At 65.8% G+C, this 23,859-nt stretch carries 18 protein-coding genes; 15 read left to right on the forward strand and 3 right to left on the reverse strand.

Features of this window, described 5'->3' with window-relative positions; all coding sequences use genetic code 11:
• Positions 1–25 precede the first annotated feature (25 nt).
• From hutU to AB1446_11350, 10 genes are all read left to right on the forward strand, one after another.
• Positions 26–1,672, forward strand: coding sequence for a urocanate hydratase (gene hutU / locus AB1446_11305; GenBank protein MEW6547480.1), 1,647 nt, complete (start codon positions 26–28; stop codon positions 1,670–1,672).
• Between the two features lie 15 nt (positions 1,673–1,687).
• Positions 1,688–2,842, forward strand: coding sequence for an acyl-CoA dehydrogenase family protein (locus tag AB1446_11310; GenBank protein ID MEW6547481.1), 1,155 nt, complete (start codon positions 1,688–1,690; stop codon positions 2,840–2,842).
• Positions 2,843–2,848: 6 nt separating this feature from the next.
• Complete coding sequence (locus tag AB1446_11315) at positions 2,849–4,432, forward strand: sigma 54-interacting transcriptional regulator (protein ID MEW6547482.1); 1,584 nt, start codon at positions 2,849–2,851, stop codon at positions 4,430–4,432.
• Between the two features lie 12 nt (positions 4,433–4,444).
• On the forward strand, positions 4,445–7,144 hold the full coding sequence (locus AB1446_11320) for a UPF0182 family protein (GenBank protein MEW6547483.1): 2,700 nt from the start codon (positions 4,445–4,447) through the stop codon (positions 7,142–7,144).
• Positions 7,141–8,463, forward strand: coding sequence for an amidohydrolase (locus AB1446_11325; GenBank protein ID MEW6547484.1), 1,323 nt, complete (start codon positions 7,141–7,143; stop codon positions 8,461–8,463). The genes AB1446_11320 and AB1446_11325 overlap by 4 nt, the downstream gene beginning before the upstream one ends.
• Positions 8,464–8,466: 3 nt before the next feature.
• Entirely contained in the window at positions 8,467–9,762 is a 1,296-nt protein-coding gene (gene asnS / locus AB1446_11330) for an asparagine--tRNA ligase (protein MEW6547485.1), read from the forward strand.
• Positions 9,763–9,813: 51 nt separating this feature from the next.
• Entirely contained in the window at positions 9,814–10,638 is an 825-nt protein-coding gene (locus tag AB1446_11335) for a RodZ domain-containing protein (protein MEW6547486.1), read from the forward strand.
• Positions 10,639–10,750: 112 nt separating this feature from the next.
• Complete coding sequence (locus AB1446_11340) at positions 10,751–11,983, forward strand: D-alanyl-D-alanine carboxypeptidase family protein (protein ID MEW6547487.1); 1,233 nt, start codon at positions 10,751–10,753, stop codon at positions 11,981–11,983.
• Positions 11,984–12,100: 117 nt separating this feature from the next.
• Positions 12,101–12,928, forward strand: a complete 828-nt coding sequence (locus AB1446_11345; GenBank protein ID MEW6547488.1) for an AAA family ATPase — start codon at positions 12,101–12,103, stop codon at positions 12,926–12,928.
• 46 nt (positions 12,929–12,974) lie between these two features.
• The gene (locus AB1446_11350; protein ID MEW6547489.1) at positions 12,975–14,366 is read left to right on the forward strand and encodes a pyridoxal-phosphate dependent enzyme; all 1,392 of its coding nucleotides are present in this window, start codon (positions 12,975–12,977) and stop codon (positions 14,364–14,366) included.
• An 80-nt stretch (positions 14,367–14,446) separates the two neighbouring features.
• Here AB1446_11350 and AB1446_11355 read toward each other — a convergent pair whose 3' ends face one another.
• The 3 genes from AB1446_11355 to AB1446_11365 form a co-directional block, all read right to left on the reverse strand.
• Positions 14,447–15,199 (reverse strand): polysaccharide deacetylase family protein, encoded by a 753-nt coding sequence (locus AB1446_11355; GenBank protein MEW6547490.1) that lies wholly within the window; start codon positions 15,197–15,199, stop codon positions 14,447–14,449.
• A 156-nt stretch (positions 15,200–15,355) separates the two neighbouring features.
• Complete coding sequence (locus tag AB1446_11360; GenBank protein MEW6547491.1) at positions 15,356–16,648, reverse strand: ribonuclease H-like domain-containing protein; 1,293 nt, start codon at positions 16,646–16,648, stop codon at positions 15,356–15,358.
• 58 nt (positions 16,649–16,706) lie between these two features.
• Positions 16,707–18,959, reverse strand: coding sequence for a DEAD/DEAH box helicase (locus AB1446_11365; GenBank protein MEW6547492.1), 2,253 nt, complete (start codon positions 18,957–18,959; stop codon positions 16,707–16,709).
• A 32-nt stretch (positions 18,960–18,991) separates the two neighbouring features.
• Between AB1446_11365 and bshB1 the strand changes: the two genes are divergently transcribed.
• The 5 genes from bshB1 to AB1446_11390 form a co-directional block, all read left to right on the forward strand.
• Complete coding sequence (bshB1, locus tag AB1446_11370) at positions 18,992–19,762, forward strand: bacillithiol biosynthesis deacetylase BshB1 (protein MEW6547493.1); 771 nt, start codon at positions 18,992–18,994, stop codon at positions 19,760–19,762.
• 144 nt (positions 19,763–19,906) lie between these two features.
• Positions 19,907–20,935 (forward strand): glycosyl hydrolase family 18 protein, encoded by a 1,029-nt coding sequence (locus tag AB1446_11375; protein MEW6547494.1) that lies wholly within the window; start codon positions 19,907–19,909, stop codon positions 20,933–20,935.
• Positions 20,936–21,036: 101 nt separating this feature from the next.
• Positions 21,037–22,509 (forward strand): 30S ribosomal protein S12 methylthiotransferase RimO, encoded by a 1,473-nt coding sequence (rimO, locus tag AB1446_11380; protein MEW6547495.1) that lies wholly within the window; start codon positions 21,037–21,039, stop codon positions 22,507–22,509.
• Positions 22,510–22,655: 146 nt separating this feature from the next.
• Entirely contained in the window at positions 22,656–23,177 is a 522-nt protein-coding gene (locus AB1446_11385) for a hypothetical protein (protein MEW6547496.1), read from the forward strand.
• Positions 23,178–23,260: 83 nt separating this feature from the next.
• The coding region (locus tag AB1446_11390) for an AAA family ATPase (protein MEW6547497.1) at positions 23,261–23,859 on the forward strand (599 nt) is incomplete at its 3' end.

Genomic DNA, 23,859 nt, shown 5'->3' on the forward strand with positions numbered 1-23,859 from the left:
TCAAAGGGAGGGACGCGAGGTGTCTGTGCAAGCGCCCGTTGTGAGTGCACCGCGGGGGCTCGAGATGTCCTGCCGGGGGTGGCAGCAAGAAGCGGCCCTGCGCATGCTCATGAACAACCTGGACCCCGAGGTGGCGGAGAAGCCTTCCCAGCTCATCGTGTACGGGGGGACGGGGAAGGCGGCCCGCAACTGGGAATGTTTCCATGCGCTGGTGCGCAGCTTGCGTGAGCTGGGAGATGACGAGACCCTGCTGGTGCAGTCGGGTAAGCCGGTGGGGGTATTCCGCACTCACCACCTGGCTCCCCGGGTGCTCATCTCCAACGCCATGCTGGTGCCGGCCTGGGCCACCTGGGAGAACTTCTGGGACCTGGAAGAGCGGGGCCTGACCATGTTCGGGCAAATGACGGCCGGCTCCTGGATATACATCGGCACCCAGGGTATCCTCCAGGGCACGTACGAGACACTGGCCGAACTCTCCCGCCAGCATTTCGGTGGCACCCTGAAGGGGAGGCTGGTACTCACCGCCGGGCTCGGGGGCATGGGGGGAGCCCAGCCCCTGGCCATCACCATGAACGAGGGTGTGGGCATCATCGTGGAGGTGGACCCGGCCCGCATCGAACGTCGCTTGCGCATGGGGTTCTGCCAGCGGCAGGCCACCCTGGACGAAGCCATCCGTATGGCAGAGGAGGCGAAGGCGAAGGGAGAGGCCCTTTCTATTGCCGTCCCTGGCAACGCCGCTGACATCTATCCGGAGATGGTGCGGCGGGGCGTGATCCCGGACGTGGTGACCGACCAAACCTCGGCCCACGACCCCCTGGGCGGATACATCCCCCGCGGGCTGACGGTTGAGGAGGCGGCTGAACTCCGTCGCCGCGACCCCGATGCCTACGTCAAGCGGGCCTACGAGAGCATGGCGGTGCACGTGCAGGCCATCCTGGAGATGAAGAAGCGGGGGGCCATCGCTTTCGATTACGGCAATAACCTCAGGCAGGGAGCTTACCGGGCGGGAGTGGAGGATGCCTTTTCCTACCCCGGCTTTGTGCCTGCCTACATCCGGCCCATGTTCTGCGAGGGGAGGGGACCGTTCCGCTGGGTAGCGCTGTCGGGTGATCCCCAGGACATATACGTTACGGACGAAGTGGTGTGCCGGGAGTTCGCCGGCAATCAGACCCTGGTGCGCTGGATCCGCCTGGCGCAAAAGCAGGTGCCATTCCAGGGGCTGCCGGCACGGGTGTGCTGGCTGGGGTACGGGGAGAGGGCCCACTTCGGCCTCATCATCAACGACCTCATCCGGAAGGGGAAGATCAGCGCCCCCATCGTCATCGGTCGCGACCACCTGGACACGGGCTCGGTGGCCTCGCCGCGCCGGGAGACGGAGGGGATGAAGGACGGGTCGGATGCCATCGCCGACTGGCCCATCCTCAATGCCCTCCTGAATGCGGTGAACGGGGCTTCCTGGGTGTCGGTACATCACGGAGGAGGGGTGGGAATCGGGTATTCCATTCACGCGGGCATGGTGGTGGTAGCCACGGGGACGCAGGAGGCAGCCTGGCGACTGGAACGGGTCTTGGACAGCGACCCCGGTATCGGGATCGTGCGCCACGCCGATGCCGGGTACGAGAAGGCCATCGAGACCGCGCGAAAGAAGGGGATCCGGATACCCATGCTGTAAGGGGGGCTGGGGACGGTGGAGTTCGAACTGGGGCCCGAGCAGAAGCAGATCAGGGAGCTGGCCCGCGAGTTCGCGGAGAAGGAGCTGGCGCCGGGAGCCGCAGAGAGAGACCGCACCGGACATTACCCTCAGGAACTCATCGACAAGATGGCCGCGCTGGGATTCTTCGGTCTTCCCATCCCCGAGGAAGAGGGGGGCGCGGGAGCGGACTACGTGAGCTATGCCGTTTTGGTCGAGGAGCTGGCCCGGGTGTGTGCCTCCACGGCGCTGATGGTGGCAGCGCACACCTCCCTGGGCTGCGGGGCCCTGCACCTGTTCGGAAATCCCGCTCAAAAGGAGCGGTGGCTCTACCCCGCCGCCCAGGGGAGGATGTTGCTGGGGTTCGGGCTCACGGAGCCCGGGGCGGGTTCGGATGCGGGGGCCGTACGTACCCGGGCCCGGCTCCAGGACGGGGAGTGGGTCATCGACGGCAGCAAGGTGTTCATCACCAGCGGGGCGCGGGCCGGGGCAGTGGTGGTGGCAGCAGTGACCGACCCCGGAGCGGGGCACCGCGGCATTTCCACCATCATTGTGCCGCGAGAGGCCCCTGGATTCCGGGTGGGAAGTATTTTCGATAAGCTGGGGGTACGCGCTTCGGAGACGGCGGAACTGATCTTCGAGGAATGCCGGGTTCCCGAGGAAAACCTGCTGGGACAGCGGGGCCGCGGCCTGGTTCAGTTCCTGACCGTGCTGGACGGGGGGCGCATCGCCATCGGCGCCATGTCCGTGGGAGTGGCCCAGGCCTGTTATGATGCTGCCTCCCGGTACGCCCGCGAGCGGTACCAGTTCGGGCGGCCCATCGCCGCTTTCCAGGCCATCTCTTTCCGGCTGGCGGACATGGCCACGCGCATCGAACTGGCCCGCTGGGCGGTGTACCGGGCTGCCTGGTTGCGAGACCGGGGCCTTCCTCATACAAAGGAAGCGGCCATGGCGAAGTTGTTCGCCTCTGAGACGGCCATGGATGCCGCTCGGGACGCGGTGCAGATTCACGGCGGCTACGGTTACACCAGGGAATACCCGGTGGAGAGGTACTTCCGCGACGCCAAGGTACTGGAGATAGGCGAGGGCACGTCCGAGGTGCTCCGCCTGGTGATATCCAGGCAACTGGGATTGGGCGGTGACAAGGGGTGATCCAGATTGGCCGGTCGGGTGGCCCTGGTTCTTCCTGCGCCCGGTTTACGGGCCGCGGCCCAGGAACTGGTCGCCGAGACGGGTGAAGATGCCCTGATCTATACGGGTGCGGAATTTCACCCCGAGCGCGTGGTGGCCAGGGCGCTCGAGGAAGGGGCGATGGTAATCGTCGCCCCTCCTCCCCTGGCCCGGGGGTTGCGCCAGGTGGGACTGTTGCCGGTGGTGGAAGTAGAACCCACCCCCTTCGAGCTGCTGGAAGCCCTGGTGCGCGCCCGCCAGGCCGGGCGTCCCATCGTGCTGGTACATTACTCCCGCAGCGGCCTCGATGGGGACATGCTCTCAAGCCTCACCGGGGTACCGGTCACGTGCCTGTCGTTGCCGCGGGATGCGGGTAAGGTTAGGGAACACCTGGAAGGCCTTTCCCCCCGGGGAGTCGTGGTGGTGGGGGGCGAGACCACGGTGAACCTGGCCGCGGGTCTGGGACTGGCCGGGGTGGCGGTAACACCGGGTAAGCCCGCCCTGGAGGAGGCCCTCAAGAGGGCCCGCGCCGTGCTGGCAGCCATGAGCCATGCGCAGGGAACCGTTTCCTGCGGCTCCGGGCCCGCAGCCGGGGCGAGGGATGGGGCCGGGAGTCCGGTTAGAGGCGCCGGCGATGGAACGCACGAGGTCCGCGCTGGGGAGGAGATGGGACGGCCTCCCTGGGAAGAGGTAGTGGCCATCAGCCCGGCCATGAGCCGGGCGGTGGCGCTGGCGCGTCAGATCGCCACCAGCCTCCGCCCGGCCCTGGTTTGGGGGGAGCTGGGCGCGGGAAAGAGTTTCATGTGCACGTACATACACCGCCACGGTCCCCTGGCCGATCAGCAACTTGTCGTGGTTTCCTGCGCGGGTAGCCCTCACTCCCTGAAGGAGAGATTGGGGAAAGCGATGGATAGAGGGAACGGGTTGCAGGGAACCCTGGTCCTGGAACAGGTTGAGGAACTTCCCTCCGAATGGCAGGCCGCCCTGCTCGGCCTTCTCGAGCAGGAGGGGAGCGGCATCAGGGTGCTGGCCACCACCCGGGGAAAGCTCAAGCAGGCCGTGGACGAGGGCAGGTTCCGGGAAGACCTGTACTGGCGGCTGGGTGAGCTCCAACTGCGCGTACCTCCTCTGCGCGAGCGGGCTGAGGATCTTGAACCGCTCCTGGCAGCTTTTTGGGCGGAATTAGCCGGACAAGCCCTGACACTCACTCCCGCGGGCCGGGAGCGTCTGGCCCGCTACCACTGGCCCGGGAACGTGCGCGAGTTGCGCAACTTCGCCCACCGGTACTGGTTGCTGTGGAAGGGGCTACCCCTGTTCCCACCCGAGGAGCGGGAGAAGATGGCCCTGGATGATTTCCTGTCTGCGGTGGAGGAGGAGTCGGTGCACGCTCCCATCCAGGTGGTGCCAGGTACACTGGAGAGCATGCAGGCCCAAATCATGTACGAGATGGCCCGGCGGATCAAAGGTAGCAAGGCGGAAGTGGCACGCCGGCTGGGGATCAGCCGCACCACCCTGTGGAAAAGGCTCAAGGAAGCAGGACGGGCCACGGCCGGCGGAGAAGGGATATCTTAAACTGGCGAGGAGGTGTGGGCGATAAGGCAGCGCACCCGGCTTTCTCTTCTGATACTCGGGATCGTACTCGGCGTCTTACTGGTGGTGGCGGTCGCCAGCGCCTACGTGTACACGGAGTGGCTCTGGTTCCGTCACCTCGGCTACGTGCAGGTAATCTGGCGCGTCTGGCTGTCCCGGTTGTGGGTGGGGGCAGCGGTGGGACTGCTGTACGCCCTCTTCCTGGGAGGCAACCTGTACTGGGCCCAGCGGCAGCGGCACCTTGGGGTGCAGGAGGCGTGGGGAATACCTCCCCTTCCTCCCGGATTCGGCATGCTGGTGTGGGTGGCCAGCATCGGGGTGGGATTCATCGCCGGGCTGTCCTCGTCCGGGCAATGGCCGCTGGTCCTGTCTTACCTGAACCAGGTCGGCTTTGGGCTGACCGACCCCCTCTTCGGGCGTGACGCCGCGTTCTACGTGTTTTCCCTGCCTTTCTTCCGCCTGGTGTACGCCCTGGTATCGACGCTGCTGGTGCTCTCGGTCCTGGGGTCGGCAGTCATCTATTTCCTGACCGGGGGGCTGGTGGGGGCAGCGGGCCGTATCTCCATCGGCAGGCAGGCCAGGTGGCACCTCTCTTTGCTGGTGGCGGGGTATTTGCTGCTTAAGGCCTGGGGATACTGGCTCGACCGCTACGGCCTGCTCTTTTCGGAGCGGGGAACCGTGTTCGGCGCCGGGTACGCGGACGTGCACGCCGTCTTGCCGGCCCTCAATGTGCTCACCGGGCTGGCCGTGGTGGTGGCGGCAGCGGTGGTGTTCACGGCCCGCCTGCGCAGCCTGCGTCCCTTGCTGGCTGCCCTGGGGCTGCTCGCGGCCCTCTCGCTGGTGGGCGGTACCATTTACCCCGCGGCCGTGCAGCAGTTCAGGGTGAACCCCAACGAAATCGAGAAGGAAAAACCCTTCATTAGCAACGATATCAGGTATACGCGCCTGGCCTACAACCTGGATGCGATTCGGGAGGTAGCCTTCACACCCCGCGATAGCCTTACCTATGAGGAACTTATGGCAGCCCCGGGCGTCGTGGAGAACATTCGCTTGTGGGACTACCAGCCGCTCAAACAGACTTACGGGCAATTGCAGGAGATCCGCCTGTATTACACATTCCCCGATACCGATGTGGATCGTTACACCGTGGACGGTCGGTATCGCCAGGTGCTGGTGGCGGTGAGGGAACTCAACCTGGGCAACCTGCCGGCCGAGGCGCGCACCTGGATCAACGAGCGGCTCAAGTACACCCACGGGTACGGGATGGTGATGAGCCCGGCCAACCGCTTCACCCAGGAAGGGATGCCCGAGTTCTTCATCAAGGATATCCCTCCCGTAGCCACCGCGGATGTGCGGGTGACTGAGCCCCGCATCTACTACGGGGAACTCACCAACCAGTGGGTGGTGGTGAATACCCGCGAAAAGGAGTTTGACTATCCCCGCGGGGACGTCAACGAATGGTACACCTACGAGGGCCGGGGCGGCATCCCCATCGGTAACTGGCTGAACCGGCTGGCATTCGCCGTGCGCCTGGAAAGCTACCAGTTGCTGTTTTCAGGTGCCATTACCCCGGAGAGCCGGGTGATGCTTTACCGGAACATTGCCCAGCGCACCCATCGCATAGCGCCGTTCTTGCGCCTGGACCGCGATCCCTATCCGGTGCTCCACGAAGGACGCATCTTCTGGATCCTGGACGCCTACACCACCAGCAACAATTTCCCTTACTCGCAGCGCTCGGCCGAGGGCTTCAACTACGTGCGCAACTCAGTGAAGGTGGTGGTGGACGCCTTTAACGGCGACATCACCTTCTACATGTTCGACCCGGCTGACCCCATCGTGCAGACGTACGGGCGCATCTTTCCCGGCCTGTTCCGCCCCGCCGAAGAGATGCCGGCCGGGCTGAGGGCCCACGTGCGTTACCCGGTCGATCTCTTCCGGTGGCAGGCCAAGATGTATGCTGCCTACCACATGCAGGACCCCTTCGTGTTCTACAACCGGGAGGACCTGTGGAACATCGCCCAGGAGATATTCGGGACCCAGACCGTGGAAATGGAGCCTTACTACCTGATGATGGAGCTTGACCCCAAAGTGGGTCCCGAGTACATCCTGCTTCTGCCTTACACCCCCAACGAGAAGCGCAACATGATCGCCTGGATGGCCGCCCGCTGCGACGGTCCCCACTACGGTCAGCTCCTGGTGTACAAGTTCCCCAAGGAGCGGCTGGTGTTCGGACCCATGCAGATCGAGGCCCGCATCGACCAGGACGCCCGCATATCCCAGGATCTGGCCCTGTGGGGAGCCAAGGAACTGGTATTCCGGGGCAATCTGCTGGTGATCCCGGTCAAGGAATCCATCCTCTACGTGGAGCCGCTCTACCTGCAATCTCCCGAGACCAAGCTGCCCGAACTTAAGCGCGTGATCGTGGGGTACGGCAACGTGGTGGCGATGGAGCGCACCCTGGAAGACGCCCTGCGGGCGGTGACGCTGGGCGTTACCGCACCGCCGACCGGCCCCACCACCGGACCCCCGGCGGTGGAGACGGTACCCGACCTCATCAGGAGGGCCAACCAACTGTACCGCACCGCTCAGGAACGGCTCCGGGCGGGCGACTGGGCCGGCTACGGCCAGGCCGTGGGGGAACTGGGAGAACTGCTCCAGAGGCTCCAGGGTATGACCGGAGGGACCTCCCCGTGACCTCCTTCCTGAAGGACCAGGTGCGACAGGCCATCGCGGCCCGGGCTCCGGAAGTGATTGCCCTGGCCGAAGAAGTGTTCCGCCATCCCGAACTGGGATTCAAAGAAACCCGCACGGCGGCCCTGATGGCCGAGAGGCTGGCGGCCCTGGGCCTGCGGCCCGAGACGGGGCTCGGCATCACGGGAGTGCGGGCGGTGCTGGATTTCGGTCGCCCCGGCCCCACGGTGGCCATCCTGGGGGAACTTGACGCCGTGGTGTGCTACCAGCACCCAGCTGCCGATCCCGAAACCGGGGCCGTACACGCCTGTGGCCACCACGGGCAACTGGCCGCTGTGTGGGCGGCGGCGGCCGGCCTGAGCATACCCGAGTTGCGCCCGCACCTTTGCGGTCGGGTGGTGTTCTGGGCGGTTCCCGCCGAGGAGTACGTGGAGATAGAGTTTCGCCAGCGCCTGCGCAAAGAAGGAAAGATCACGTTCCTGGGGGGCAAGCAAGAGCTCATCGCCCGGGGGCTGCTGGATGATGTGGACCTGGCCATGCTTTGTCATGCCGACTCGGACAACCCGGGGCGCAAAGCCAAGGTAGGGGGGACGTGCAACGGCTTCATCGGCAAGCTGGCCAGCTTCGAGGGAAAGGAGGCACACGCGGGGGGCGCTCCCCACCAGGGCGTGAATGCCCTCAACGCGGCCATACTCGGGATCATGGGGATTCACTGCCAGCGGGAAACATTCCGGGACGAGGATCACGTGCGGGTACATCCCATCCTCACCAGGGGCGGGGACCTGGTCAACATCGTACCCGCTGACGTGCGCCTGGAAACGTACGTGAGGGCAGCCACCACCGAGGCCATGGCGGACGCCAACCGCAAGGTTAACCGGGCCCTTCGGGCAGGTGCCCTGGCAGTGGGCGCCCGGGTGCACATCGAGGACCTCCCGGGGTACCTGCCCATGCGCAATGACCCTAATCTCACCCGGGTATTCTCGGAAAACCTGGGCTTGCTCATCGGCCCGGAGAACATCACGTGCGAGGAGCACATGAGCGGATCCACGGATATGGGGGATGTCAGCCACCTCATTCCCGCCATCCATCCTTCCATAGGGGGTATCGCCGGGCGGGCTCACGCCCGCGACTTCCGCGTGGTCGATGGGGAGATGGCCTACGTCATACCCGCCCAGGCCATGGCCATGACGGTGGTCGACCTTTTGGCCGGGGATGGGGGGTTGGCGTCGCGGATCATGGCAGACTTTCGACCCCCGGTGGCGGACCGGGAAGAATACGTGAGATTGTGGGAGAAACTCATCGCTCCCGAGGGGGTTTCCTAGCCGGTGGCGGTTAAGGTGCGTATCGAGGAACTGCAGGGGTATGTGGGTCAGGAGGTCCAGATCCAGGGCTGGCTTTACAATCTGCGTTCCAGCGGCAAGATCCACTTCCTGATCGTGCGGGACGGTTCCGGATTCGTGCAGGCGGTTGCCGCGGCCTCCGAACTCGACCCGGAAACCTTTGCTTTGGCGGGCCGGCTGCCTCAAGAGTCAGCCATCCGCGTGCGCGGCACGGTGAGGGAAGACCGCAGGGCGCCCGGAGGATACGAGTTGAGCCTGAGCGGGCTGGAAGTGGTGCAGCTCGCCGAGGCTTATCCTATCACCCACAAGGAACACGGGGTGGATTTCCTCCTGGAACGGCGGCACCTCTGGCTGCGCACCCCGCGGCAGCAGGCCATAATGCGCATCCGGCACACGGTCCAGAGTGCCATCCGGGAATTCCTGGATGGACGGGGGTTCTTGTGCGTGGACGCCCCCATCCTCACCCCGGCGGCCTGCGAGGGCACTACCACCCTGTTCCGCACCGATTACTTCGGTACTCCGGCCTACCTGAGCCAGAGCGGCCAATTGTACAACGAGGCCACCTGCGCCGCCCTGGGCCTGGTGTACTGCTTCGGACCCACCTTCCGGGCCGAGAAGTCCAAGACCCGTCGCCACCTCATGGAGTTCTGGATGGTGGAGCCCGAGATGGCCTACTGGGACCTGGACCAGAGCATGGCCCTGGGCGAAGAAATGGTTTCCCACGTGGTGCAGCGGGTGCTGCGGGACAGGAGGCGGGAACTGGAGCAACTGGAGAGGGACACCGCCCCCCTGGAGAAGGTGGTCCCGCCCTTCCCCCGCATCTCTTACGACGAAGCACGTGAGATCCTGTCGCGGAACGGCCGTGACCTCCCCTGGGGGGAAGATTTCGGGGCGCCCGACGAGACCATCATCTCGCGTTCCTTCGAAAAACCGGTGTACGTGCACCGGTATCCCGCTCAATGCAAGGCTTTCTATATGAAGAGAGATCCGGACCGACCGGAAGTGGCCCTGTGCGCCGACCTGCTAGCTCCGGAGGGATACGGGGAGATCATTGGGGGCGGGCAGAGGGAGGACGACCTGGAGACCCTGGCGGCCCGGGTGCAGGAACTGGGCCTTCCCGCCGAGAGCTACGCGTGGTACCTGGACCTGCGCCGGTACGGTAGTGTCCCCCATTCCGGGTTCGGCCTGGGGATAGAGCGTACGGTGGCGTGGATATGTGGGCTTGAGCACGTGCGGGAGGCCATTCCCTTCCCGCGCATGCTGTACCACCTGAGTCCGTAGGCTGTCCTGAGCGGAGATTCTTTCCCGGCGCCGAGCGGGGGGTTGGATACTGTGCGAGAAATTGGGGAATTGCTCAGGCGTACCCGGGAAGAAAAGGGACTTACCCTGCGAGATGCCCAGGTTGAGACCAAGATCCGCACCCGGTACCTGGAGGCCCTTGAACGGGGCGACGACAGCGTGGTGCCCGGCGAAGTTTATTTCCGTGGCTTCTTGCGCAGTTACGCCAATTTCCTGGGCCTGGACGGGCAGGAACTCGCCGCCCGCTACAAGGCCCTCAAGGAAGCCGAACGCGTCAGGGAGATTCCTCCTCCCGCCCCGCGAAGGAAGGCGACGCGGTTTGCCCGGTCCCTGCCCGCCACCGCCCTCGTGATCTTCCTGATAGCGGCTTCATTCATCGCCTGGTGGGCCTGGCAGTCGAGGCTGGTGATTGGTCCTGCCACGCCCGGGCAGACTTTACCTTCTCCGAGTCCGGGTGGCGGTCAACCGGGCGGCCCCGGGCCTGAACCCGGGTCCCCCGGCGGTCCGGGCACCGGCCCTGGCGGCGGTGGCGAGCCGGGCGGCGGTGCTCCGGGCGTGACCGTGGAAAGGATATCCGGCCCGCCGGGGACGGTGAGCTTCCTGGTGCGGGGAGCCAGCAGTTTGGAAGTGAAGGCATCCTTTGCCGACCGGTGCTGGGTGCGGGTGATGGCAGATGGCCTCCTGCGCGAGGAGACCACCTTCATATCGGGGCAGGAGAAACTGTGGCGGGCCGATGCGGTTCTCAAGCTCAGGGTGGGGAATGCTGGTGCCGTTGTACTGCATGTCAACGGCATCGAGACGGGCCGGCCGGGGGGCACGGGGGAGGTAATGGAGGTGTTAATCGAGGTCGCCCGTTAGCCTCGGGTTACAGCCGCCGCTGTCACCACCAGCGCCATGTCAGACGGCCCGCCGCGCAGACCCTACATACTATGGCCGGTGAGCCCATATCTTCGTCCGGGGGGCATCATTGGTGTCGTCCCGGCGCTGCGCATTTGTCCTGGTGGTGTTGCTGGTTTGGAACGGGATGATCCCGTCCCCGTCCAAAGCGGAGGATTACGGCGAGGTACCTGGCCTAGCCGAGGATGATGGTGAGATGCCCGCCCTCGTGGAGGCGCCGGTGGCCGGGGGCCAGCCTGACCTCGACTGCCGGGCTGCCGTCCTCATGGAGTGGACGACAGGTGCGGTACTGTATGCCCGGCGCGCATCGGAGAAGCGCGACCCTGCCAGCCTGACCAAGATAATGACCGCCATCGTGGCGCTGGAGCGCGGCTCCCTGCCCGAACCGGTAAGGGTCTCAGCCACCGCCGCCTGGATGCCCGGATCGGTGATCGGCCTGAGGGAGGGGGAGGAATACACACTGCGCGACCTGCTCTACGGGCTCTTGCTGGAGTCCGGGAACGACGCCGCCGTGGCCATCGCCGAGCACGTAGCCGGCAGTGAGCAGGAATTCGCCCGGCTGATGACAGAGAAGGCCCGGCAGATCGGGGCCCTTTCCACCCAGTTCCGCAACCCGCACGGCCTCACCGAGCCCGGGCACTACAGCACCGCTTACGATCTGGCCCTCATCACCCGCTACGCCATGACCCTGCCCCTGTTCGCCGATATGGTGGCCACAGTGCAGAGGCAGGTGAGCGACTTGGGAGACGCGTCCGCGGCGGGCACACTGCACAACACCAACCGCCTCCTGGGCGTGTACCCTGGCATGGAAGGGGGCAAGACGGGCACCACAGCCGCGGCGGGTGCCTGCCTGATCACTTCTGCCCTCCGGGACGGCATGCGTCTTATCAGCGTGGTGCTGGATGCGGGGGACAGATGGGAGGATACCCGGAGGTTGCTCGACTGGGGTTTTGAGAACTTCACCGTGGTCAGGCGGGGGCATGCAGGGGAACTGTACCGCACTATACCGGTCGCTGGGGGTATCTCCCGCAGCGTAGACCTGGTGCTTTCCCGTGACCTGGTGGCCGTGATCCACAGGTCAGAAGGGGAGCGGGTGGGGTTACGCGAGGAGGTGGCCACGCGGGCGGTCAGCCCGGTACGCAAGGGTCAGCCCCTGGGGAAGCTGATCCTGCTGGCCGGCGACAGGCACGCGGCAGAAGTAATCCTGGTGGCCCGGGAAGCCGTGCCCCCGGTCACCCTCTTCTGGCTGTTCTGGAAAGGCTTCTTTCCCGCCCTGCGCCTGCTTCACGAGGCTGGCCTGACCTGAACTCCCCCTGGTTTTGCAGGTCGATCCCAATACGGTTGATCATTTGCCCCCCATAGTATACCTGGGATAGAATAATGCGGGCTATTGCCGGCAATCCCTTGCGGGGGGGAAGGTGCGGTGAACGGGGGGCAGGATGGGGTGAAGCTGGCCGTTTGTGGCAAGGGCGGGGTGGGGAAGACCACAGTGGCTGCTCTGCTCGTAGAGGTTTATGCCCGCAGGGGGTACCGGGTGCTGGCCGTGGATGCCGATCCCGATGCCAATCTGGGGTCCGCCCTCGGTTTTGACCCCGGAGAACTGGCGCGCGTAGTACCGGTGGCGGCCATGGATGAACTGATCGCCGAGCGCACGGGAGCCAGGCCGGGGTCGGTGGGTGGGTGGTTTGCTCTCAACCCCAGGGTGGATGATTTGCCCGATAGGCTGGGGCTGATGCGGGACAACATCAGGCTGCTGGTGATGGGCGGGGTGAAGCCGGCCGGCAGCGGCTGTGCCTGCCCGGAAAACGCGCTCCTCCAGGCCTTGCTTCGCCACCTGGTGCTGCAGAGGAACGATACGGTGGTGGTGGATCTGGAAGCGGGGCTGGAGCATGTGGGGCGGGGCACGGCGCGGGGCGTAGACGCCTTCCTGGTGGTGGTAGAGCCGGGAAAGCGCAGTTTCCAGACCGCACGGGCGGTGGCGGGCGCCGCCCGAGCCCTGGGGGTGAAGCGCGTGCTGGGCGTCGCCAACAAGGTGCGCCCGGGTGAGGAGGAAATCGTCCGGGCAGGGCTGGACGAGGAGATGACCACCAGGGGTTTGGAGCCCGTCCCGCTGGTGGCTGTGTTCCCATATGAGTTGGAGGCGGTGAGGGCAGACGCCGAGGGCCGCGCTGTGTACGAGCTGTGTCCCGGGTTGCGCCAGGCGGCAGAGGAGCTCTTTGGGGTATTGCAGCGGGAACTGGGGTACGTGTAAAATGACACTGTCCGGAGCGGAATATTGTTAATGGAGGGCACACACCATGGCGGAGATCAGGTACGTGTATGGCCCCACCTTTGAGGAGATGCTGCATCCCGATCGCATACCGGCCGACGTGCGCGCCCGGGCCCTGCGGGCCCGTGAGGAGGATCCCCTCGATCCCATCAACCTTTTCAACATCACCTGGAAGGATCCCTACGGCCGGGTGCGTTACCTGGTGGTGGACCGCGCCCTCACAGGTGTGGACGCTAACATCGTGGTCCTGTACAGTAGAGATTTCCCCACGGGCAGCCACAAGGTGGGGGCTACTTATTCAGTGGCCATGGAAAAGCAGCTGCTGGGGGAAATAGTGCCCGGGCAGCACACCCTGGTGTGGCCCTCCACCGGGAATTACGGCATCGGAGGGGCGTGGGTGGGGCCCCGCCTGGGTTACGATTCGCTAGTTATCCTGCCGGCGGAGATGAGCCAGGAGCGCTTTCAGCTCATCACGCAATACGGTGCCCGCTTCATCAAGACCCCCGGCTGTGAGAGCAACGTGAAGGAGATATACGACAAGTGCAAAGAACTGGCCGTTCAGCCGGGCATCCGGATTCTCAACCAGTTCTCGGAGATGGCCAATTACCGTTTCCACTACTTCGTCACCGGTAACAGCGTGCTGGAAGCAGTGGCCGACCTGGAAAGGCAGGGGGTGGGGAACGGCCGCGTGGCCGCCTTTGTCTCGGCCATGGGCTCCGCCGGCACCATAGCGGCCGGAGATCGCATCAAGCAGGCATTCCCCGAATGCCGTATCGTGGGCCTGGAGCCCATCCAGTGTCCCACCCTGTTCCTGAACGGATACGGGGGGCACGACATCCAGGGGATCGGGGACAAGCACGTCACCTGGATCCACAACGTGCTCAACATGGATGCCCTCATGTGCATCGACGACCTGGAGTGCAAGAAGGGCTTGCAACTCCTCACCGATCCGGCCGGGGGGGAATACCTCGCCCACGAGGCCGGTGTGGGTCCCGACCACGTGCAGCAGATTGCCACCGTGTTTGGAATCTCCGGGGTGTGCAACCTGCTCGGTGCCATTAAAACCGCGAAGTTTTACGGCCTGGGGCCTCGGGATACGGTGGTCACTATCGCCACCGACAGCATCGACCGTTACCACAGTGTGATGGAGGACATGGCCCGGCGTTACGGGCCCATCGACCGCACCCGGGCAGCGGTGTACCTGGAAAGCATCTTCCACGGGGTCAAACTGGACTGGATTCAGGAAGGCACCGCGCACAACCGGCAGCGCTGGTTCAACCTCAAGTACTACACCTGGGTGGAGCAGCAGGGCAAGACCGTCGAGGAACTTAACGCCCAGCGCAGCCAGGAATGGTGGGTATCGCACCAGCAGAAGGTGGCCGAGCTGGATCGCATGCTACGACAGGCTCGGGGCTTCTGACAGTACCCTGTAACGCCTTCCCCCCAAGCCGGCATGTTGGGGGGTCCTCGCCCCGGGCGCAGTGGTGACCGCGGGAGCCGCTACCTGCTGCTGGAATCAAGGGGCGGAGGTGGTTGCATGAGTTCGGAGAGCCGCACCATCTCCAGACCCTTGGCCCTGATACCCTGGATGATGGCCGGGAGCGCACCCGGCGTGCCCGGGGCACTGTCGGAGGCATGCATGAGGACGATGTCCCCCTGCTTGATACGGCTTATGATGCGCCTGGCGATCTCCTCGCTCGACAGGCGCTTCCAGTCCAGGGAGTCCAGGCTCCAGATCACGGTCAGGTAACCCAGCTCGGCGGCGGTCTGGATCACTAGGTCGTTGAAGTCGCCGTTGGGGGGCCGGAAGTACCGGGGCTGTTGTCCGGTCAGTTCCACCAGGATTTCGTGGGTGCGACGGATGTTTTCGGTGATGAATTCGCGGCTGTATCCGGAAAGGTTGACGTGCTCGTAGCCGTGGGAAGCGATCTCGTGGCCTTCCCCTGCGATGCGCTTCACCAGGTCGGGGTAAGAGCGGGCCCACGGTCCGGAGAGGAAGAAGGTGGCCTTGACGCCTTCGTTCTTGAGGGCGTCCAGGACGCGGGGGGGCATTTCCTGGCCCCAACTGATGTCGAAGGTGAGGGCCACTTTCTTTTCCCGGGTTACGGCGCGGTAGACAGGCATGAGCCTGCCGCTGACGAGCAGGTGACGGGCGGCACTCACCAGATACCCGGCCGCGATCATGCTCAGGATCAGGATGCCGGCCAGCATCAGCCGGCGTCTGCCGGTGCGGGTAATTGTCACCAGAAGCATGGGGAGCACCCCCGGAATGGTCCTTCATTGTTACCTATTAGGGCAGGAGGTGGACTATTACAGCGGTTGCGCACGGGTTCGGGCCGCGAGGTATGCTTGTGCTCTCCGGCCCGCGGCAGGGCAATCCCCTTCTGCCCGGCAGGGGGCGATGAACCGTCAGCGGGTGGCCAGCTTGCGTTCCAGGCGCCGCAGGCGGTGGAGCAGTTCGGCCGGGGACGCACCGCGCACCGGTGAGGCGTGCAGGGCGGCCCGGGCCCGGGCGGCGTCCAGGGCCCTCAGGGTCCACTGGCGGGCTGCTTCCAGGTCGCGGGCGGTGTGCTCGTAATACTTGGCCAGTTCCACCAGAGGACCGGGGTGGGCCAGGGGATCGTCCCCGGCCACCGCCTGCCAGATGCGGGCGGCTTCGTGGGGCCGGCCCTGGCGACGGTAAATGCGTCCCAGTTCCTCGCCCGCCCTGGCTGCCAGGACGCGGGGCAGCCTGGCCACTGCCCTTTCCCACAGGGACACCGCCTCAGAGGCATATCCCCGCGCCCACAGCATCCGGGCCAGGCCGTAAAGTTCCTCGGGCTCTGCTTGCTCCGCCTGCAGCCAGGGGGAAAGCAGGCGACAGGCCAGTACCACCAGGGTGAGCAGGTCGCGGCGGTTGTGCTCCAGCACCGGGGCCAGGGTGTTCGCGGGAGCGCCCCGCAGGTAGGCCCGGTAGACCTCGGGGATGAGTTCGCTGGGGATGTCGTCTTCCCGCGGGCACCGCAGGATCTCAGCCTCAAGATTACAGAGGCGGCAGGATGAAAGCCGGGATCGGAACAGCCAGCGGGCCGCAAACAGCAGGTCGGCGTGCACGGGATCAGGAGGGATGATTTGTCTGGCCAGCACCACGCGGTCACGGATGAGGGGCCAGTCGAAAGCCTTCCCGTTGAAGGAGACCAGCCCGGAAAAACGCCCGATGTCTCTCAGTACGGAGCAGATCAGGGCCGGCTCGGCAGTGGGGTCGGGAGCAAGGTACTGCCGCAGCACCAGGTTGCCGCCAGCGAAGTAGGCCAGGCCGCACAGGAAGACGATGGTTCCCGGTCCTCCCTGCAGGCCCGTGGTCTCCGTATCCAGGAACGCCCACGAGGGGGGAGGCAGGGCTACCGGGGGGAGGGCCAGGATACCCAGTCCCTCGGGGGGCAAGGCGAGGAACGACCCCAGGGTGAGATGACCGTGGCGGTGGGACGCGGGATAGTGGACTTCCCGGAAGTAGCACGGGCCGGCGGGAGTATCCTCCCGCTCGAGCCCCAGCACGGCCTCCACCTCCCGCCGCAGGTCTTTCTCCCGGGCTTCCGGCCGCAGTTCGATCCCCACTCGCGCGGGGTGTTCCGGCTGCCCCCCGGGGTGCGGCCGCTGGTGCATCTGTTCACCCGCCCGCTGGGTACGTTCCTGGAACTGGCGGAACTTTTCCCACAGGTCCATTTCGGGTCCCTTCCCAATCCCTTCCCGGACGTTATCGCTCCCCGGCTGCGGCGCTGCGTCAGGTGCGGCCCAGGGCGCGCTCCAGCAACAGGCGGGCGGTGCCCCGGGCATCCTGCCCCGTCTGGGCGGCCGGACCTACGCACGAAGGGCAGCCGTCCCGGCACGGGCACTCCTTGAGGGTGGCGAGGGCTGCTTCCAGGAGTTGTTCGTGCAGATCGTAAAGTTTCTCTGCCAGGCCCACCCCGCCCGGGTAGGCGTCGTAAAGGTAGATGGTGGGCAGGCCGGTGTGGGGCGAGCGCACGTGGGTAGCACTGCCCAGGTCGCGGGGGTCGCACAGGAGAAAGAGGGGGCCCACGTGGGCCAACAGGTGGGCGATGCCGGCCAGCCCCGCTTCCAGCTGCGCTGGCGGAAGCTGACCGCTCACCTCGGGAGCCAGGCTCACCCAGTAAGCGGTGGTGGGCAGTTCCTGCTCGGGCAGGTGGATGGGGCCGGAACCCACGTTCTCGTGGGTGTGCAGCTTGATCTTCTTGAACATGGTGGCCAGGGCGCGCACCAGCACCTGCCCTACCCCCCGGGCAGCGGGGGCCGGGTGGGAGCGCCACTCCTCCAGGACCTTGACCTCCACCGCCAGGCTGGCATCGGTGTAGTAGTCCACCTCCACCTGGCGCACGTATGCCTTCTTGTTGGGGTAGTCCAGCTTTTCCACCTGGTACTGTTCGCCCCCGTGCATATAGATGGCTTCCTCGTGCAGCAGCATGGGGGCCGAGAAGGCGTCCACCTCGCCTATGACCCGGGGTGACGGCCCCGTCTGGTCCACCACCACGAAGTTCTCGGCAGCGGCGGACCGCAGGCTGATTCCCTCGGCGGGGAAAGCGTCCGCCACCCAGAAGTACCGGTCTCCCTGGCGATGGAGCACGCCCTCTTCCTGCAGGAAGGCCAGCATTTCTTCCGTGGTGGGGACAGCGAACTGTTCCCCGGCGGCAAAGGGGAGTTCAAAGGCGGCGCACTTCAGGTGGGACATCAGTATGTACAGGTTGTCGGGGTTGATGAGGCCGTATTCGGGGGACTGGCTGAAGAAGTATTCCGGGTGGTTTACGATGTACTGGTCAAGGGGGTTGGAGGACGCCACCAGGACGGCGAGGGACAGCCCCGACCGGCGGCCCGCCCGTCCTGCCTGCTGCCAGGTGCTGGCCACTGTGCCCGGGTATCCCACCATCACGCACGCCTCCAGTTGCCCGATGTCGATGCCCAACTCCAGGGCGTTGGTGGACACCACGGCCCGTACGTGCCCCTCGCGCAGCCCGCGCTCGATGCGGCGCCGCTCCAGGGGCAGGTACCCGCCGCGGTAGCCCTGCACCGCCTCCGGGTGCGGGGTGCGTTCGCGCAGGTAACGGAGGAGCACCTCCACCGAGAGGCGGGTGCGGGCAAAAGTGATGGTCTGGATGTTGTGGGAAAGGAGCAGCCTGGCCCAGGAGGCACCTTCCAGCAGGGCCGACCGCCTGATCCCCAGTTCCCGGTTCACCAGGGGAGGGTTGTAAAAGATGAAGTGCTTTTCCCCCGAGGGGGCGCCGTTTTGGTCCACCAGCACGACCTCGTCTTCGATCAGGCGCTGGGCCAGCTCCTGCGGGTTGGCGATGGTGGCGGAGCACAGGATGAAGCGGGGGTGGGCACCGTAAAACTGGCAAATCCGCTTGAGACGGCGGATGACGTTTGCCAGGTGGCTGCCGAAAACGCCCCGGAACTGGTGCATCTCGTCGATGACCACAAAACGCAGGTTGGAAAAGAGCTTGAGCCATTTGGTGTGGTGGGGGAGGATGCCGGTATGGAGCATGTCGGGATTGGTGACCACGATGTGACCTGCGGAACGGATGGCCTGGCGGGCAGAGGCGGGAGTGTCCCCGTCGTAGGTGTAGGTGCGGATGTCGCTGCCCACCAGGGCCACCAGGTCGTGCAGTTCAGCCAGTTGATCCTGGGCGAGGGCCTTAGTGGGGAACAGGTAGAGGGCGCGGGCTTCCGGGTCCTGGAGAAGAGTGGTGAGGACGGGCAGGTTGTAGCAGAGGGTTTTTCCCGAGGCGGCCGGTGTTACCACTGCCACGTGCTTGCCGTCCCAGGCCGCCTGGAGCGCCTCTGCCTGGTGCGAGTAAAGCTGGTCGATCCCCTTCTTTTCCAGGGCCTGGCGCAGGACAGAGGGCAGGAAGGGTGGAAAAGGATGATAGCGCCCCGGGCGGGCACTCAGGACCTTCCAGGCGGTGATGTTGGCCCGGGTACGGGGCATGCGCTGAATTTCTTCCAGAAGTTGAGCCAGGTTCAAGCCTTTCACCTGCCCGAGAAGAGGTGATGGAGATGGAATCCCCTGATCTGCCGGTTTCGTCCCCACCCGGGTGCATCGACCTGCTGGCCATTGCTCCCCACCCTGACGATGCGGAGATCGGAGCGGGCGCTACCCTGGCCCTGCACGCGCGCCGCGGATACCGCGTGGGGATCCTGGACCTCAGCCGGGGCGAGCTGGGCACCAACGGCACTGCGGAGGAGCGCCTGGCCGAGGCGCAGGAGGCGGCCAGGGTCCTGGGCCTGGCCTGGCGGGGCAACCTGGGTCTTGCCGACCGGGGGCTTCAGCCCGAGCCCCAGCGGGTGACCGAACTGGCCCTCATGCTGCGCAGGTTGCGCCCGCGCGTGGTGCTCCTGCCTTCCCCCAGCGACGCTCATCCTGACCACCGGGCGGCGGGGATCCTGGCACGGGAGGCCCTCATGTCGGCCGGCCTTCCCAGGTGGGATCCCACCACGCCATCCCACCGTGCCCAGCGGGTCCTTTACTATTTCGTCGACCCCCCAGTGGCTCCTTCCCTGCTGGTAGATGTATCCGGTTATCTGGAGGTGAAAATGCGCGCCCTGCGCTGCCATGCCAGCCAGTTCCTGCCCGGACCCGGGCGGGTGCCTACCGTTCTCAACGACGGGCATTATCTGGTCCGGGTGGAGGCCCAGGCCCGTTACCTGGGTGCGATGATGGGGCGGGAGGCGGCAGAGGCGTTTTCGGCTGCGGAACTGCCCCTGTTTTCCGATCTGGTGGCCTGGTCGCTCAGGTGCCCTGACCCGGCCGGGAGCGGCGCAAGATGACGTGAGCCGCGATTGTTCCGGCTGCTGCAATCCCGCAGGTCCCCACGGGGCGGTCAGGACCTGGTTAAATGATGGCCGCCCTGCAGAGATTACTCACCGGGCGGCCATGAACACGGCAATTTCGGCCCCCGGGAGGCGACCGAGTTGGATCGCAGGTGGAAGATCGGTATCGGGGGTCTAGTAGCCCTTCTGATTGTGGTGGGCCTGTGGAGTGCTACTACCCCCCGCGCGTTTCGGCGCCCCGCCCCCTTTGAGGCGGTGGGTTACGTCCACGACCCCGCCACCGGACTGGCCAGCGCGCGCAGCCATCCCGACCGGCTCACGGCCCTTTCGCCCCTTTGGTACTCCGTGGGCCCCGACGGAGGGCTGGTGGATCCCCGGCCGGATCCGGCTTTGCGTGAGTTCGCCCGCAGCCAGCGCATTCCCCTGGTGGTGCTCATCAACAACCAGAAGGTGGGGGATAACTGCCAGTCCCTGCGCAGCGATGCCAGCCGGCGGCGTATGGTGAGGGAGATAACCGACCTGGTCACCAGGGAGGGGTACGACGGCATCAACCTGGACTTCCAGCAGATCAAGCCGGACGTCAGGGAAGAGTTCACAGCCGTGGTGCAGGATCTGGCCCGCAGCCTGCACGCCAAGGGCAAAATCCTGGCGCTTTCTCTGATACCTCCCGTAGGCGTTCCCCCCGACGTTACGGGGGCTTATGACTACCGGGCCCTGGGTCAGGCGGCAGACTATTCGGTGGTGTTCGGCTACGACCGGCACAACCCCTCCACCGGCCCCGGTCCCATCGCGCCGCGAGACTGGGTGGAGGCGAACATCAAGCACGTGGTGAGTCTGATCCCCGCCCGCAAACTGGTTCTGGGGGTGGGGGTATACGGCTACGACTGGGCGCTGCCCCGACGGTCTGTGGAGGACGTGACGCCCCTGGCAGTGCCCGATGCCCGCGAACTCGCCCGCAGGCACGGGGTGCAACCCCGCGTGGAACCGGGGGGTCAGGTGACCTTCCGTTACAGCAAGGCCGGTCGCGCTCATGAGGTGTGGTTCCAGGACGCCACCAACCTGAAGGAGAAGCTGGAACTAGCTCGCCGTTACAACCTGCGCGGCATCGCGCTGTGGCGCCTCGGTTTCGAAGAAGCCGCGCATTGGGACGTGCTCCCCCGGCGCCGTTAGGGTGAGTCGAGGCTCGACCGGGGTCGCGCGGCCGAGCGTGGCCCCGCGCCACCCGTGGCCGGAGATGAAAAAGGCGGGCGGATGCGGTAAAATCCTGTGCGATGAAGCAGGCTCACACTCCGGCGCGCGTGTGCATCATTTCCCTGGGTTGCGCCAAGAACCTGGTGGATTCCGAGTCGATGGCCGCTCTCCTGGAGAGGGCGGGATACCGGCTGGTTACCGACCCCGACCGGGCTGATGCCGTGCTGGTGAACACCTGTGGTTTCATTGCCCCCGCCAGGGAAGAATCCCTGGCCGTGATCCGTCAGGTACGGGGACGCGATCGGCAGCGGGTCCTGGTGGCCGCCGGGTGCCTTGCCCAGAGAATACCGGAAGAACTAGCCCGTGCTGGTGTGGATGCCGTGGTGGGCACGGGGGAACTCGAGCGGCTGCCTGAGGTGCTGGCCGCGTGCCTGCGTACGCCCGGGCGGCGAGCTGCCGACCGCGGAGCCGGGGATGCTGGCGCCAGGTCCGCGCGGGCGGTCGGGGTGTGGGTGGGGAGGCCGGAGGTACCTCTGGGTCTGCCGCGCCGGCTTTCCACCGGGGTTACCGCCTATCTGAAGATCGCGGAGGGTTGCGATCGGCGCTGCACCTTCTGCATCATCCCCCGCTTGCGGGGCCGCTACCGCAGCCGTCCCGTGGAGGAACTGGTGGAGGAGGCCCGCGGTTTGGTGGAGCAGGGGGCGCGAGAACTGGTGCTGGTGGCCGAGGACACCTCCCGCTACGGTCAGGACCTTTACGGCCAGGCGACCCTCCCCCGGCTGCTCAAAGCCCTGGCTGCGGTGGACGGGGTAGCCTGGATCAGGGTGCTGTACGCCTATCCTGCCGGATTTCCCCTGGAAGCGGCCCGGCTCATGGCTGATGAAGCCAAGGTACTGCCGTATCTGGACTTACCCCTGCAGCATATAAGTGATCACGTACTCTCCCGGATGGGTCGCCCTTACCGGGGCGACGATGTGCGCAGGCTGCTGGACCGTCTGCGGGCAATGGTGCCCGGTATCGTGCTGAGATCCACCTTCCTGGTGGGTTTTCCCGGGGAGACGGAGGAGGATTTCGGTCAACTCGTAGAGTTCTTACGCCAGTATCGCCTGGAACGGGCCGGCTTTTTCCCTTTTTACCCGGAGCCGGAGGCGCCGGCGGCGAGGTTTCCCGGCCAGGTGCCGGAAGAGGTCAAGAAGAGGCGGCTGGAGGAAGTGCAGGCGGTCCAGCAGGAGATTGCGGTAGCAGCAAACCGGAGACTGTTGGGCCGGGAAGTGGAAGTCCTGGTGGAGCTCAGGGCGCGGGCCCGCACCCTGTCCGGGCGCCGGGAAAAGTGCGGACGCATGTCTGCTTGGGGAGGGCAGGGGGACACGCAGCGGCGGGCAGGCCTGCCGGTGGCAGTGGGGCGTTGGGCGGGTCAGGCCCCTGAGGTGGACGGTCAGGTGCACGTGATCGGGAGCGAAGCGGCGCCGGGGCAGTTCGTGCTGGCCGAGGTGCAGGAAGTTCGCGATTCGGACCTGGTGGCCGTTGCGTCGGGAGCGTCCGCGCGGGATTAAATTGGCACCCGGGATGGCGAGGCATTTGCGCAGGCGTGTGCTATAATACGCGTTGACGTAATATTAGTTATGTATCCTTGGGTCCGGGATCGGTGTAGTGGACGGGCAGGTTCCGGAGGATGCCACCGCAGTGAGGGGGGAAAAGGGTGTCAGGCTACGTGCGCCGAGCGCTGGTAGCAGGTCTGGCGGCGGCGTTCACCTTTGCCGCGCTCTGGTGGGCCACGGCGGCGCTGGGCTGGGTCCGGGAGGACCGCCCGGTGGAGAGCGTTTTGGTCGCCCGGCCCGATCTGGTTTCCTACCGCCTGACGTGGAGGGGAGACACCCTGCAGGTCGAGGTGTTGCCGGGCCCCGGGGTGGACCTGCCCGAACTGTACACTTCATTGCATCGACAACTGGAGGCGGTGTTGGGAAGCCGCGCCTTTACCCTGCGGGTGCAAGACCGCCGCGATGCCACGCTGCAGGAGGCAATGCGAACTATGCGTCTCTACCTGGAGGAGGCGCTGGTGAACGGCCGCTTCTCCTGGGCGGACCAGATGGTGAGGGAGATCGCCACCCGCCGGGGCCTGGACTGGGCCCGCGTGAGCGTGGACACCGACTACGTTTACGTAGAACTTCGTCACGGCCCGGCCTACCTGTACGAAGTGGTCCGCCGTTCCGGGACCCAGTAGGCCGTCGAGCCGGACGGTGGCCGCCCGGCCGCCGCGCCAGTCAGGGTGCCCGTGCTCGGGCGGGGGACGGAGGAAGGATGCAGGTGCAAAAGAAGGAATTGCTGGTGTACGCGGCTTGGGGAGCGGGGGCGGGGGTGGTAGCCTATCTGGCCACCCGAGACGTGAATCTTTTGCCGGTCGTGGTGCTGGCCGGCCTGCTGTATTTCCTCATATACTCTACCGGTGCCGGCCAGGCTCTGGGACGTCGTTTCGTGCTCCACGTCTCGCAGGGCATGTGCCCGCGGGTGTCCTTCGACGACGTGGGTGGTCAGGGGGCGGCCAAGAAGGAACTGCTGGAAGCGCTGGAACTGGTAAACCGGCCCGACCGGGCACGCCGGCTCGGTATCCGTCCCATCAAGGGCATCCTGCTGGCGGGTCCGCCCGGAACGGGCAAGACCTTGCTGGCCAAGGCGGCAGCCAACTTCACCGATTCCATCTTCCTGGCCACCTCCGGGTCGGAGTTCATCGAGGTGTACGCAGGCGTGGGTGCCCAGCGGGTGCGGGACCTCTTCCGGCGTGCCCGGGAACAGGCCCGCCGGGCAGGCAAGAAGAGTGCCGTAGTGTTCATCGACGAATTGGAAGTTTTGGGGGGTAAGCGGGGCCGGTATTCCGCCCATCTGGAATATGACCAGACCCTTAATCA

The sequence above is a fragment of the Bacillota bacterium genome (assembly GCA_040757085.1).
Lineage (GTDB): Bacteria > Bacillota > Sulfobacillia > JACIYH01 > JACIYH01 > JACIYH01.